Here is a 14,488-nt window from a genome sequence, read left to right as displayed (position 1 = left end):
TAAAATCCTATTATTTTATTAGTAACTCAATCCCAATTTTACTTATACAAAAGTCAATTTCTAGTTTCATATGTATAAATATCTAAGTAGATTTTTTATCTATTATTTTTCCTAACTTCCTTATCAATTCTAATAAAAGTAATATTATAGTACTTTTTCAAGCGCTCTTCCTTTTTTAGATAGAAAGTCTATTAATAACTAAACATCTAAGTTTAACTCATACATAATCCAATATACAAACTATCGGAGATGCAAACCTATGGGAATATCTACTCTTTTATTAAATACCTTTATAATAATAATTTGTATCCTTAGCTACCACGTATTTTGGCTAGAATTTAAAGACAAAAAAACATGTAATAATATATTGATTTCTATCCTTTCCTCCATTGCTATTATTTTTTGCATGACTTTTCCTTTTCAATTACATGCTGGATTTATTTATGATTTACGTTTTATTCCTATCATTTTAGTGTTTCTATATGGAAATACAAAAAATATTATTTTTATAGGAATTTTATATCTTTCTTATCGATTTTACTTAGGCGGAAATGGCGTTCTTCCATCATTTATTATCTTTACTATTATTTCTGTTATAACAATGCTCTTCCATTACTTATTACCTCTATATGTTAAAGAAAAAAAGATATTATTGAGCTTGCTTCTTATTTTAGTATGTACAACTTCACTTTCTATCTGCGGTATTGTAACTCAAATACATACAGGTAGTAAAATAGACTCTACTCTCATAGAATTTTTATTAAACTATATAATCATTAATATTTTCACAGTATTATTATCAGTATATTTAATAGAGGGAATGATTGAGAAATATAAAATAAAAGAAAAGCTGCAACGGGCTGAAAAATTTTATATAGCTAGCGAACTAGCAGCGTCCATTGCACACGAAATCCACAATCCACTAACTACAGTACATGGATTCACTCAATTGTTAAATGAAAAACATGCCTCTAAGTTACCTCATAATCAGTACTTAGAAATCATGTTAATTGAAATGCAGCAAATACAATCTACTATTAATAACTATTTATCTTTAACAAAACCACAGAACATCCTAAAAGAGAAAATAGATATTAATCATATTTTAAATCAAGTGAAAGACACTATTTCACCACTAGCTCTATCATACAAAGTTGAAATAAAACAAAATAGTACAGATTCCTTTTATATAAATGGAGACCCCGAAAAATTCAGACTCTGTCTAAACAACATCATACAAAACGGAATTGAGGCCATGATAAATGGTGGAGTATTACAAATAAATATACAGAAAATAAAAGGGAATATTATAATTGATATTATTGATTCAGGGATTGGAATGTCTTCTCAGCAAATAAAGCGGATTGCTTTGCCATTCTATTCAACAACAGAAAAAGGGACTGGGCTTGGTACCATGATTGCTTATAGTGTTATTAAAGAGTTAAATGGTGATATAGAGATAGAGAGTGAATTAGGTAAGGGGACACGCTTTTCTATTAGTATCCCACGCTAATATGACGGAATTATTTGAATGATAAATTCTTTCTACTTAACTTATTAAATAAATTTCAAAAATGCCACTACTTGATTCATTAATTATCTTCATTTCTTAAATAAATTAAAAGTAACAAGGACCAGAGTATATCCGTTTTTACCGATAAACTCTAGTCCTTATTACTTTGCTCACTTCTCTATGAAATCATAATTCATCAACTATTGTATCTCATTTACTAATTAGGTCTACTTAACTTCAAGATAAAATCTCGTGATACTTGATTTCTTAATATCATTAGATATATTACTTACATTTATTTTTTCAGTTAAAGTATAATTTTTTTGATATTCATAACGATACTCAAGTATTTATCTTTATAACTGATATCATTACCTGCATTACTAAATATAAGCTAAAATTGATTTCCAATCATAAATTTCTACTTTACTTCTACCGTATAATTCCCTGTTCCCCCGCCATACTGATACACATGTAAATAATATTTTCCTGGATACGTGTAGTAACTTCCTACTAACTTATTCCCTTCTTGCTGTGCATACGTAACATAATTATTTAAATCTGCTTCAGAATAAAGAACCCAGTTTACTCCGATATTATTTTCCTTCGTTACATTAATTTGAAGGTTTTTCGCCGTTTCCACATTTATTTCAAAGAAGTCACTCGTATCACCATTTCCTAAACTTGCGCGTAAAACTTGATTTAACTGCAGTTTATTTGCTGTTTGGAATGAATTATTTGGCTCTTTTTCTACGCTGTTATCTTCTTTCTTTTGAACCGTTACATTCGTTGTAACTGTATTCGTTAATCCTTTGTCATCTGTTACTGTTAATTTCGCTGTATATGTTCCTTCTTTTGTATACACGTGAGTCGGATTTTGTTCATTACTTACAGTACCATCACCAAACTCCCATTTATAAGAAACAATCTTCCCATCTTCATCTTTTGATCCATCACTTTTAAACGAAATTGCTTCATTTATATTTCCGCTATATGGACCATTTATAACCGCAATTGGCGCTTTATTCACAGCACCTTCTTCCGTATTAATTCCATGGAATACAACATCATATTCAAATTGTCCTGATGCATTTACACGATAATTCACAAAGTACGCTGTTACTGTTTTATAGCCTGTCCATTCTTTCGCACTTAAACGTTTTAACGTATCATTCACGTTTTGTGTAATTGTTTTCCAATCTTCATATTCCCCTTTTGCAGTAGTACCTGTATACGTTCCTTGTAGTGTAAATGTATTAAAGAACTGTGATTTATTTTTCTTAACTGATACATTGCTTAATTTTGCTTCTGCTGTAATTTCTGCCGCAATATCTGAAACTGGTTTCGGTGCGTGCGTTGCTAAATAATCATTTGATACTAATGGAACATTATATTTCTCACGGTTATCGACTAGCATTTGCATATAATCTTGATACTCTTTATTTAAATTCGCATCTTTACTTAAAGCAGAGCGGTATGCATCATATGCTGTTACATCATTTTTTCTAATAATATCATGAATTTTGTCAAACATATCATACCTCTTATTGTACATGTACGATTGTAAAGCGAAGGAGTAATTATAGAAATCCCACGTTCCATACTTTGCATTTAACGTTCGCTCTGCCGTATAACGTTCTGATGGATTTGAAGATATCCCTCCTATAATACTCTTTCTCGGTACAACATTATCTGTTCTCGTTGCCCCTGCAAAAAATTCCGCGTTCCCTTCTTCAAACCAAGATAATCTCTCATTCTCATACATCTTACCTTGTCCCCAAAGCCCTGGTACTTCATATCTACCTTGTAAGTAATGCGTGAACTCGTGTCGGAACAATTCTTCTAAACTATAAATACTTTCTTCTGGCGTGCGCTCATAAGTAAAGAACGTACCTGTTCCTTCTATATAAAGGCCACCGTTATTCGTTTCATATCCGTACAATTGACGATTAAATTGATATTCAGCTGGACTATTATAAATAACCATCGTTAATACATCATCAGGATTTCCTTTTTCTAAAGGTTGGTCACTTTCAACCGTACGATGGAATTGTGCCTTCACTTCTTTTGCTGCCCAATATAGACGTTTTACTTTTTCTTCTGTCACTTTATCTCCAGCTTTTAAAACAATTGCACCATCATCAAACGTATACGTTTTCGGCAAATACTTTTTCTTCCCATCTTCTCGTATTTGATCTAAATTCACAACATTTCCATTTGCATCTTTCCCGCCATAATTCGTCGCGATTTGCTCAGCCGCTACGAAATATTGCTCTCCTAAATACGGATACATTTTCATTGCGTCTGTTACAACTTGCAATCCTTTCGTTCCTGTACTATGGAACGTACCAAGTCTACCTGTATAATAAATACCATTATTAATTAACCAACCATTCTTCGCCGTCACCGTTCCAATTAAAGCAAAACGACTTAATTCATTAATATAGCTATCAATTTTTTGGTACCATACTGTATCTTTCGGTGCTTTTCTCGTATCGTACAAATACGATTGAATGTCGTAATCCACACCTTGCATAATATCGTAAATCGCATTTCCAGCTGAAAGATTGTCTACCACTGTAGAAAAATTATCGTTATATTGTTTGAAAATCTTTGCAGCTGATGTTATCGTTTCCACATCACTCGAAGCATTTCCTATTAATTTTCCGTATGATGATACTACTCTATTTTGTTCTAACGTACCGAGTTTGAAATCCGGGTTATTCGCAATCGTTTTTAATGCAGGTAAACATTTATCATGATAGCTCCGCTCATTTAGTTTACTTAATTCTGTATGATAAAATCCTAAATAAAATCCTGATCGTAATACCTCTACTAAAGTCTCAATCCCTTTGGAATCATCCTTCGTATAGGCTTGTCCTTGCTGCTTCAATTTATCAATAATTGCCTGCATCCTACTATCATTTTGATAGAATGCAAGGCTATCCTTATTAAATTGAAATAGACCCGTAATTTGCTCCCAATCAATTGTTACAAGTAAATCTACTAACTGCTGATTGCCTAATTGATTTAATTCAGCAATTGTATAAGTTTTCGCTGCAGCTAATTGCTTACTTTCTTTTTTCACTTCAGGCGGTCTTTGCGACAAATCAGCAAATTGTAGCCTTTTCTCAAAAGACTTATTTTCAAGCACTTTTGATGAATGAGCTAATTCTTGCACTGGTAATTGTACACCAACTGGCTCCATTTTGAGCACATTCCGATAAGAAACTTGCTCTCCCTTTTTACTTTCTGCCAATGTGCTCCCTTGGAAACTCCCTAACATTAAACTAGCAAAACTTACCCCTACTAACACTTTTTTTGAATAGCCTTTCATGCTCTCCCCTACCTTACATTTTTTAGTGTACCGCACCATTATTTTACTATTCTTACTTTTTATTCTGTATTGAGAAAAAATAAGGGAACGTTCACACATGTATCCATCCCGTGCAAAATTAATACTTGACTTTATGTGAATTTTGTATCAAAAAAGATAGATAATAGCGAAATTCCTGCTACATCTATCCTCTTTTTCAACGCTATGATTTTAACTTTATAAACGTAACTTCCGGTAATGTTTGCATATGCTGAATCAACTCATTCTTTTCTTCTGACGATATATTTTTGAGCTGCATCCCTAACTTGTAAACTATTTCTGCTTCTTGCTGTAAAGCTTCCACTTCATATGAAATTATTGGAATGCCTTTCACTTGTAGCGTTTCTACTATTTGTTGTACCGCTTCATGTTTATTTATATGTATTTGCACTGTTATGTTTTGAGGAAATAAAAATTGCACCTTAAAAATACGGCTCACAATCTCTAAACCAATTAAAACGAGAATCGTCGCTCCAATTCCTACTACATACATGCCAGCCCCAATTGCTAATCCGATTCCTGCTGTAGCCCATAAACCCGCCGCTGTCGTTAATCCTTTCACCGCCTGCTTTTGAATAATAATTGTACCTGCACCTAAAAACCCTACACCACTAACAACTTGCGCTGCAATACGGCTCGGATCAAGAGCCATATGTTCCTCATTCATAATATCTGAAAAGGCATATTTTGAAACGACCATTATTAAAGCACTTCCTACCGCTACTAGGAAATGTGTTTTTAATCCCGCCTCTTTTGATCGAATTTCCCTTTCAATACCGATTATTGCTCCTAACAAACCCGCAACACCGATTCGTATAATTAGATCAACATTTACACTCACGAGCACTTCCCCCTTTCATTCATTATAGATAGATGAAACAAAAATTATCACACACATCCACTTATCGATATAAAAGCATTTTATTAAAATACACTTAATATCTTAGGTTATTTATGTTAATATTTTTAATATTAACATAAATCAAATTCAACCTACTTTTTATAAGAAAAACCATAAACTTTATTTTCCATTTAAAAACGAGATATGGATTGCATAAAATGAGGTTGAAAAAGTTTAGAAAACGCTTTCATTTCGTATCATAATTTTTTAAAAATACTACATAAATAAAGGGGATTACCAACAATGAACGTCTCTTTACTAACACCTACTACCGATTTACAAGAAGAATACTTAGATTTTTATAAAGAATGGAAAGATAGCGGTGAAACGATGATTCCGTGGGTTATCTCAAAAGATCCCTCTAATTTCACGGCAATGATTCAAGAACTTCACGATGCGCATAACGGAATAAACCTGCCCGAATCTTGGGTACCAGACTCTACCTATTGGCTCGTTACAGATAATAATAGAATTGTAGGAGCTGTTAATATACGTCATAGTTTAACCGAACATTTATTTAACGCTGGCGGTCATATCGGTTATGGCATTCGCCCTTCCGAAAGAAGAAAAGGTTATGCTACGAAGTTATTAGAATTATCGCTAGAAAAAACGAAGGAATTAAACATCGAGAAAGTACTTGTCGTTTGCGACGAAGTGAATACAGGTTCTGAAAAAACAATTTTACATAACGGTGGGCTTCGTGATGATGATTTTACTGAGGAAAATGGGAATGTAGTAAGAAGGTTTTGGATTTAGCTATGAAGAAGTCCCCCAATACACATACTCTTGTTATAGAGAAATATAGTAGAAGTAATGAGCTAAAAGTAAAACAACTTATTGATTTATACAATGAAGAATCGTATCTATTTAACTTATTACGAGATAATAAAACAAAATGTGCGTATATTGCCTACTATAAAAAAGATGTAGTAGGCGTCTTTTTCATCTGGAACAGTAACTTCCATCCATACTGCACATACTTTCGAATATATACGAACCCTTTCTATTCAGAGCTACACATAGAACAGTTTTTATTAAACGAGATTCAAAAGCTAGAAAACTTTAAACTCCCATTACAAACCTCTATATGGGAAACATCAGCTCATTTAAAAGCCTTTTATGAAGAACATAACTTTACGGAAATCCGAAGAACATATATGCCGATATTAGACGTACAAAAAATCATACCTATCGGGACAACGCTTCATTCAGATTATGATGTACAAAGCTTATCAAACATCTTATCCAATAATAGCTTCTTTGAAAAACTAGCTCACTTAGTAAAAACGAATTATGAAGATACTCACTTAGCAAATCCGGTTGCCTCATACCCGCTCGAAACTTGGAAAGAACAGATCTTAACTGATGATGTGTTACTAGATGGGAGCTTTGTAATGATAGATGAAGAGAATGAAATTATTGGGTACTCTTTCCTCCATACATCAGAAAAGGCTAATACAGTAGAACTAGGATGGTGTGGAACTCACACTACAGAAAATGTATCCTTACTGAAACTTCTCGTTTTCAAACAATCTATGTATGCAAGTAAACACGGTTATTCTTTCATTCAAGGTGAATTCGATTCAACAAGTATATATGCAATGGAAATATTAAAATCCTTTCCTTTCAATCCTTGTGCTACTTGGATTACGTATCAAAAAGAAGCCGGAAAGTGATTATACACCTTCCGACTTCTTTTATGCTGTTTCTATTTCAAACTGCACTGTAATACCACTAGGATCTACTACTGTAAATCCGCTTGTACTTTCGTTTACTTTATGTTGTTTTTCTATTAATCTTTCTTTCACTTCATCTAACGCTTCTTTATACGGTAATACAATTGTATACACTTTAAGTCCAGTTGCATGTGCTGGTGGATGTGGATTATGTACTCCGTTCCACGTATTTGCACCTATATGGTGATGATACCCTCCTGCAGAAATGAATAAGCAGTCGTCTTCGCGTTGTTGCACTTCAAACCCTACTGTCTCTACATAAAACTCATGTGACTTCTCTACATCAGCTATTCGTAAATGTACGTGCCCAACGACAGTATCAGTAGGTAATCCATCAGCCTCATAATCAACGAGTGTTGCCAGTTCTTTTAAATCTAGCGGCGTACTTCCTTCTGGTCCTTCTCCCCATTGATCACGCGGACGGTCTGCATACATTTCAATACCATTTCCCTTTCAATTTTGCAAATAAAATACGTATCTATCTTTATTAAAAAGAGAATACCCTTAAATAAAATAAAAAATTTAAATTTTCAAAAAACTATTGACCAACTATTTCTCGAACTGTATATTTAACTTAGATAGTTTGTAAAATTCTATCAAATTTAACAAAAAGGGGGATTTAAAATGAAGATTAAAGCTAAAAAAGTTGAGAAAGTACGTACAACTAATATTACTTATCCACCTTGCTGATTAACTTAATACCAAAACACAAGAATTGTCTTTACAGACAATTCTTGTGTTTTAATAACTACTAGAAAGAAGTGATTTATATGAATCTTTTGCCAAAGTATAAAGAGATACACCCTTGTTATGAATTCGATTCTGGAACGATTAGATTAGGAGATTCCTTCGGTACCGCCGTTGAAATTGATGACACAAATAAATCTATCCGAACTTTAATAAAACTTATGGATGGTACTAAAACAATTAATGAAATATACGAAGAAATAATAAAAACCTATCCTAAAATACAGCTTGCTGAAGTTATTGAAGCAATAGAGGAGTTAAATAATTTAGGATTTCTAATTAATAATTCACTAGAAATAAATTCTGAACTTTCACACGAACAGCGAGAGCGATACAAAGCTAACCTTAACTATTATTCTTTATTCTGTGATATACATACTAGCCCGAGCGCTATTCAAAAAAAGTTGAATGAAACTCAAGTAACAATAATTGGGATGGGTGGCTTTGGAAATCATATACTAGTAAACTTAGCTGGGATGGGCATTCATAATATTCGCTTTATAGATTTCGATACGGTTGAACTTAGTAATCTCAATCGACAATTTTTATTTCATGAAAATTGTATCGGAAAATTAAAAATACATGAAGCTCAAAGTTTTATAAAGCATTTTAATAGTAATATAAAAACAGAAGCAATCAATAAAGAAATAAAATCTCAAGAAGATGTGGAAAGAATAATTTCAAATAGTGATATTGTAATACTTGCGGCTGATCAACCTCAAATGAAAATTCAACGTTGGGTAAATACAGTATGCTTAGAAAAAAACATTCCGTTTATTAGTGGCGGAGTAGATTTAACATATGGAATGTTTTATACAATTATACCAAACGAAACGGGTTGCTTAGATTGCTTACACTTGCACCGTATGGAACTTGCTGAAGACTATCTTCTATTTATACAAAGCATACTAGAAAATGAAAAAAAATCTCCCACTGCTACAGTTTTCTCAAACCCTCAAATTATTACCGCTATGATGTGCACTGAATTAATGAAGCTTATAACAAAAATAGGAGACCTAGAATCCAATGGTCGATTGATCAATATAGATTTTCATACATTCGAAAAATCTATACCTTTCGAATGGACTAAAAATGACAATTGCTTAACTTGTAATCATCAAGCGCAAACAAACCCTATGTTTAATGCACTACAAAATACTTTTGAAAACTATCATAAAATTCACTCAAAATAACAGGAGGTTTTCTCTTTGCAACTAACACCTTCTTCCCAACTAAAAATGCATAATCTTAAACATAGAATTGAAAATGACTCTGAAACTCTTATTGGTCGCACTGATATAAGTGACTTTATAATTTTACCAAATATCGGAATAGAAATTATCAACCTTTTAGACAAGGGTTATACCATCCAAGAGGTTCAGGATATAATTTATAAAGATACAGGCGAACATATAGATATAATAGATTTCGCTCAAGACCTCATTCATGAATATAAATTTGTTTATACAGTAAATGGAGTTATTATTAATAATATTATACATAAAGCAGATCATTTTTCGTGGATTCCAGAGAAAACGGGAGATATTCTATTCAACCGCTTCGCTTATATTTTATATTTTTCCGTCTTTTTTTCTGGTCTAATTCTTACTATTACTCATACAGAATTTTTCCCTAAACCATATGATTTTTTCATTGTAAATTCACATGTTATGTCTTTAGGGATTATTACCTTCTCTATTTGGATACTTATTTTTTTTCATGAGCTCGCACACCTTATATCTGCACGTTCTTTAAAAATAGGAAGTCGCATTGGATTAAGCCATCGTTTAGTCTTTATGGTTGCTGAAACAGATATGTCTAATATTGTATTAATCCCACCGCAAAAAAGATTTCGAGCTTATTTAGCTGGAATGGCTTGGGATGGAGCACTATTAGGAATTGGCATTTGGGTGCAATTTCTAAATCAACTTGATATTATTCCTATTCATGCAACAATTATTTCATTTATTAAAATGCTCAACATATCTCTTTTGATTTCTTTAGTTTTTCAATTCATGTTCTTTATGAAAACTGATATTTATTATGTTTTCGTTACAATTTTTAAATGTAACAATTTACTAGAAAATACAAATTTATATTTAAGGTCCTTCTTTAAAAAGCAAAAAAATATTGAAAATGATAATGAACTAGAAAATATTAGCCCTCATGAGCGAAATGTTATTAAATGGTATAGCGTATTTTATATAATTGGTATTTGTTGGGCTCTATACTTCTTCTTTTTTATTACTTTACCCCTTTCTATACAATTTATAAAAAATATCTCTTACCAATTAAACAATACCCCTATTTTATCATGGCAATTTATAGACGGTATTATCATGATTATTATTACACTAATACCAATTCTATTCGTTATCATTTCATGGTTTGTAGGTTATTTACGTAATAATAAAATAAAGCAAATTTCTCAATAATAACTAATTTTTTATATCATTCTCTATCTTTACGCTAAAAATATATAAAGTGCTCTTTAACCCAAGAAAGTAGTATGTAATTTCATACTACTTTCTTGGGTATTTATTCTTCAATCACATTATGTTACCTATCTTTAAAATTTTTACGTTTCACGGGAAATAAATCATAACATTTTAGTTCTAATCTATTAAATTATAAAACCTACTGTAATACCACTAGGATCTACTACTGTAAATCCGTTTGTACTTTCGTTTACTTTATGTTGTTTTTCTATTAATCTTTCTTTCACTTCATCTAACGCTTCTTTATGCGGTAATACAATTGTATACACTTTAAGTCCAGTTGCATGTGCTGGTGGATGTGGATTATGTACTCCGTTCCACGTATTTGCACCTATATGGTGATGATACCCTCCTGCAGAAATGAATAAGCAGTCGTCTTCGCGTTGTTGCACTTCAAACCCTACTGTCTCTACATAAAACTCATGTGACTTCTCTACATCAGCTATTCGTAAATGTACGTGCCCAACTACAGTATTAGCAGGTAATCCATCAACTTCATAATCAACGAGCGTTGCCAGTTCTTTTAAATCTAACGGCGTACTTCCTCCTGGTCCTTCTCCCCATTGATCACGCGGACGGTCTGCATAAATTTCAATACCATTCCCCTCTAAATCTTGTAAATAAAACGCTTCGCTATACGTATGATCACTTGCACTATTAAACCTTGAAATTGGTAAAATTTCATTAGAATATGTATAACGCCCTTCTTGTTCAGCTGGACTATCAATTACATTCTTATTACGAATCACCCCAAATAATGCCGATGCAAATGCTTCACGAGTCGGAACTAAAAAGGCTACATGATATATACCAGTCGTACGCGGCTCTTGCAGAATCCCGTCCTCTAACTTTTCAAGAACAAGTAACGTGCTCTTTCCACCTTTTCCTGATAAATATGCTTTATTCGCCTCCTGTTTAATTACTTCTAAGCCTACTACATTCTCATAAAAAGCAATTTGGCGCTCTAAATCTTGCACTTTAAATTCAACATGACCAATACGTGTTTTCGGATGAATTTGTACCATGAATAACTCCCTCTCTAGTTCCCTTTATTTTTTTATATTAATTGATAGGTGATAGCCCCATTCAACGAATACACCTTAATTTTGTTTTTTCGTAGCATCAACTTTTAGCCATTTTTTCGATATCTCACTTAATGTGCCATCTTGCTCTAACTCTTTTAACGCTTTATTTATATTTTCCGACTTTTCGCTCTTTTTAGCAAATGGAAATGCAATCTCTCCCCATTCAAGTGGACCAAATCCGACTTTAACATTATCTAGTTTTGCTTTTGTAATTGTCGTTTCTACTTGAACTTTATCATTATAATAAGCATCGACACGTCCAAGTCCTACTTCATTCAATTCGGCTGTCGGATCTTCTGAGAATGTCTTAATTGTAAAAGCATTATTTTTATTTAGTGCTTTTAACTCCTGCTCTCCTGCTGTACCAAGTCCAACACCTACAGTCTTACCTTTTAGATCTTCTAACGATTTAATTGTATGGTTATCCTTCTTCACCGCAAAAACAGAGCCTGAGTACACGTATGGAATTGAAAAATCATATTTCTTTTTCCTTTCCGGAGAGACTGATAGTTCATTTGCAATTGTATCAATACGACCTGAATCTAATAAACCGAATAGCCCCTCAAAATCAGAAACATTCCATTCTACTTTATACCCAGCTTTTTTAGCAGCCGCTTCAATAATTTCAGCATCAAAACCTTTTACGTTCTCGCCTTCTTTAAATATAAATGGACTACGCCCTGCAGAAGTCCCAACTTTCACTACTTTTTCATCTGTCTTTTTACTTGCTGTATCCGAACCACAAGCAGACAAAACTCCAACTGATACTGTTAATGCTAGTGTTAATAATAATGATGATTTTTTCATAGCTCTTCCTCCTAAATAACGAAATGATTGCCTTCTTCAGAAGCATTTAATTGCCGTAAAAACTTTTTCGTACGTTCATTTTGCGGGTTTCGGAAAATCTCTTTCGGCGTCCCCTGCTCTATAATAATTCCATCAGCCATAAAAATAACGCGATCTGCCACGTCTTTTGCAAAATTCATTTCATGTGTAACAACAACCATCGTTATATGCTGTCTTGCCAAGTCTTTAATAACTTGCAATACCTCATTCACCAATTCTGGGTCAAGTGCAGAAGTCGGTTCATCAAACAATAAAACCGCGGGATTTAAAGCCATTGCCCTAGCAATCCCTATCCTTTGCTGTTGCCCTCCCGATAACATTGTTGGATAAAAACTTTCTTTATCAGCTAAGCCTACTTGTTTTAATATTTCTCTCGCTATTCTCTTTGCCTCTTCTTCACTTTTTTTCTGTACAACCGTTAATGCTGTTGTAATATTTTGTAATGCTGTTTTATTTTTAAATAAATTATAGTTTTGAAAAACCATAGCCGTTTTTTGACGTAATTGTATTATTTCTTTTTTATAAAGTTTTTTCGCATGAATCTCTAAATCTTCAATTCTAATACTTCCATCCTCTGGTTGTTCTAATAAATTTAAACATCTTAATAATGTCGATTTACCTGAACCAGAAGGTCCAATAATGACTACCACTTCTCCTTTATTTACAGTAAGTGAGATTCCTTTTAATACTTCATTACTTTTGTAAGATTTATACAAATCACTTATCTCAATCACACATATCACCTCATTCCTGTTACAAATACGGTGCATCAAGTTTCTTTTCTAACTTTTTCTGTCCCCAACTAATTACGATTGTAATAATCCAATATACTATTGCTACCGCTAAATAACTTTCCATATAACGATACGATTGTGCCGCTAGCATTTTCGCTTGCGCTAAAATTTCAGCCACCCCAAGAGCAAAAGATAACGAAGATTCTTTTAACAATCCGACAAAATTATTTCCAAGTGACGGTACCGCTACACGAATAGCTTGCGGGAAAATAATTTGTCGCATCGCTTGCGCCTTTGTCATTCCAACTGATAAACAAGCATCCATTTGCCCCGATTCCACAGCATTTAATGAACCTCGAATAATTTCTGATAAATAAGCAGCATTATTTAAACTTAGGCCAATTAAAGTTGCTTGCATAGCTGTAAGCACTGTAAATGTCGGAAAGATTTGTGGTAATCCGAAATACAACACAAACAATTGAACTAATAGCGGCGTTCCTCTAAAGAAAGAAATATACACTCTTACAATAGGATATAAAAATTTTGTTTTGTTCTTCGTTACAATCGACAAACCAATCCCTATAACAAAAGAAATAATCATTGAAACTAAAGTAATCCCTAAAGTTATGTATACATACTTAAATAATTGCGGAAAACTTTCTAAAAAATACGTTACATCAAACTTCACTCTATCCCCCCTCTCTAAACAAAAAACTCTTCTTACATATATAAGAAGAGTTGAATGTTAATCCATTTCCCCTCATCTTCCAAACGCATTATACGTTTGCTGGAATTAGCACAGTACTTTTGTAGCCTGTTGCTGAGATTTCATCGGGCCAGTCCCTCCATCTCTCTTGATAAGAAAACTAATAAATATTTCCATTTATTTAGTTGTTAATATGAAGAATACATTTAATTATATATAATGTCAATAGGAAAACTAAGAATTAAATTCAATACTTTTTCGAATAGCTTATTCCTCACATTCAGCCAGTCTTAAGGAATATAATTTACACTGGATAAATTGCACAAAAAAAAGCCATTATTTCTAT

General features: G+C 32.8%; 11 protein-coding genes, 1 pseudogene and 1 riboswitch. Of the genes and pseudogenes, 5 read left to right on the top strand and 7 right to left on the bottom strand.

The annotated features are described in order from the left end of the window. Nucleotides 1-259: 259 nt before the first annotated feature. Entirely contained in the window at nt 260-1,513 is a 1,254-nt protein-coding gene (locus K5S59_RS27980; RefSeq protein WP_120450653.1) for a sensor histidine kinase, read from the top strand. A 421-nt stretch (nt 1,514-1,934) separates the two neighbouring features. On the opposite strand, the gene colA is transcribed toward K5S59_RS27980, so the two are convergent. Then, nucleotides 1,935-4,850: a collagenase ColA gene (colA, locus tag K5S59_RS27975; RefSeq protein ID WP_120450655.1), complete on the bottom strand. Its 2,916-nt coding sequence runs from the start codon at nt 4,848-4,850 to the stop codon at nt 1,935-1,937. Nucleotides 4,851-5,052: 202 nt separating this feature from the next. Further along, nucleotides 5,053-5,730, bottom strand: coding sequence for an MgtC/SapB family protein (locus tag K5S59_RS27970; RefSeq protein WP_120450657.1), 678 nt, complete (start codon nt 5,728-5,730; stop codon nt 5,053-5,055). A gap of 303 nt (nt 5,731-6,033) precedes the next feature. Between K5S59_RS27970 and K5S59_RS27965 the strand changes: the two genes are divergently transcribed. Both K5S59_RS27965 and K5S59_RS27960 read left to right on the top strand, forming a co-directional pair. Beyond that, nucleotides 6,034-6,546, top strand: coding sequence for a GNAT family N-acetyltransferase (locus K5S59_RS27965; protein WP_120450659.1), 513 nt, complete (start codon nt 6,034-6,036; stop codon nt 6,544-6,546). Nucleotides 6,547-6,548: 2 nt separating this feature from the next. Next, entirely contained in the window at nt 6,549-7,466 is a 918-nt protein-coding gene (locus K5S59_RS27960) for a hypothetical protein (RefSeq protein WP_000749521.1), read from the top strand. A gap of 21 nt (nt 7,467-7,487) precedes the next feature. On the opposite strand, the pseudogene K5S59_RS27955 reads toward K5S59_RS27960, so the two are convergent. Next, nucleotides 7,488-7,997, bottom strand: a pseudogene (locus K5S59_RS27955) (VOC family protein); the annotation flags it as partial. 299 nt (nt 7,998-8,296) lie between these two features. On the opposite strand from K5S59_RS27955, the gene K5S59_RS27950 reads away from it, so the two are divergent. Together K5S59_RS27950 and K5S59_RS27945 are read left to right on the top strand one after the other, a co-directional pair. Beyond that, nucleotides 8,297-9,466, top strand: a complete 1,170-nt coding sequence (locus tag K5S59_RS27950) for a ThiF family adenylyltransferase (RefSeq protein ID WP_120450661.1) — start codon at nt 8,297-8,299, stop codon at nt 9,464-9,466. 15 nt (nt 9,467-9,481) lie between these two features. Continuing rightward, nucleotides 9,482-10,708 (top strand): PqqD family protein, encoded by a 1,227-nt coding sequence (locus K5S59_RS27945; RefSeq protein WP_120450663.1) that lies wholly within the window; start codon nt 9,482-9,484, stop codon nt 10,706-10,708. A 188-nt stretch (nt 10,709-10,896) separates the two neighbouring features. Here the strand turns inward: K5S59_RS27945 and K5S59_RS27940 are convergent, their stop codons facing one another. The 4 genes from K5S59_RS27940 to K5S59_RS27925 form a co-directional block, all read right to left on the bottom strand. Continuing rightward, a complete protein-coding gene (locus K5S59_RS27940) occupies nt 10,897-11,796 on the bottom strand; it encodes a VOC family protein (RefSeq protein WP_120450665.1) in 900 nt (299 codons plus the stop codon). Between the two features lie 75 nt (nt 11,797-11,871). Further along, complete coding sequence (locus K5S59_RS27935; RefSeq protein ID WP_120450666.1) at nt 11,872-12,663, bottom strand: amino acid ABC transporter substrate-binding protein; 792 nt, start codon at nt 12,661-12,663, stop codon at nt 11,872-11,874. Between the two features lie 11 nt (nt 12,664-12,674). Then, a complete protein-coding gene (locus K5S59_RS27930; RefSeq protein WP_000570170.1) occupies nt 12,675-13,436 on the bottom strand; it encodes an amino acid ABC transporter ATP-binding protein in 762 nt (253 codons plus the stop codon). A gap of 19 nt (nt 13,437-13,455) precedes the next feature. After that, complete coding sequence (locus K5S59_RS27925) at nt 13,456-14,124, bottom strand: amino acid ABC transporter permease (protein ID WP_120450668.1); 669 nt, start codon at nt 14,122-14,124, stop codon at nt 13,456-13,458. Nucleotides 14,125-14,193: 69 nt separating this feature from the next. Further along, nucleotides 14,194-14,300: riboswitch (SAM riboswitch) on the bottom strand. Nucleotides 14,301-14,488 lie beyond the last annotated feature (188 nt).

Origin of the sequence: Bacillus sp. BML-BC051, assembly GCF_019656175.1 — a bacterium.
Taxonomy (GTDB): domain Bacteria; phylum Bacillota; class Bacilli; order Bacillales; family Bacillaceae_G; genus Bacillus_A; species Bacillus_A mobilis.
This window is presented reverse-complemented; position numbering and strand designations above follow the sequence as displayed.

Excerpts from the sequence above, each read along its gene's own strand:
- K5S59_RS27980 (WP_120450653.1), top strand. The coding sequence starts at position 260 with ATGGGAATATCTACTCTTTTATTAAATACCTTTATAATAATAATTTGT.
- colA (WP_120450655.1), bottom strand. The coding sequence starts at position 4,850 with ATGAAAGGCTATTCAAAAAAAGTGTTAGTAGGGGTAAGTTTTGCTAGT.
- K5S59_RS27965 (WP_120450659.1), top strand. The coding sequence starts at position 6,034 with ATGAACGTCTCTTTACTAACACCTACTACCGATTTACAAGAAGAATAC.
- K5S59_RS27960 (WP_000749521.1), top strand. The coding sequence starts at position 6,549 with ATGAAGAAGTCCCCCAATACACATACTCTTGTTATAGAGAAATATAGT.
- K5S59_RS27950 (WP_120450661.1), top strand. The coding sequence starts at position 8,297 with ATGAATCTTTTGCCAAAGTATAAAGAGATACACCCTTGTTATGAATTC.
- K5S59_RS27940 (WP_120450665.1), bottom strand. The coding sequence starts at position 11,796 with ATGGTACAAATTCATCCGAAAACACGTATTGGTCATGTTGAATTTAAA.
- K5S59_RS27935 (WP_120450666.1), bottom strand. The coding sequence starts at position 12,663 with ATGAAAAAATCATCATTATTATTAACACTAGCATTAACAGTATCAGTT.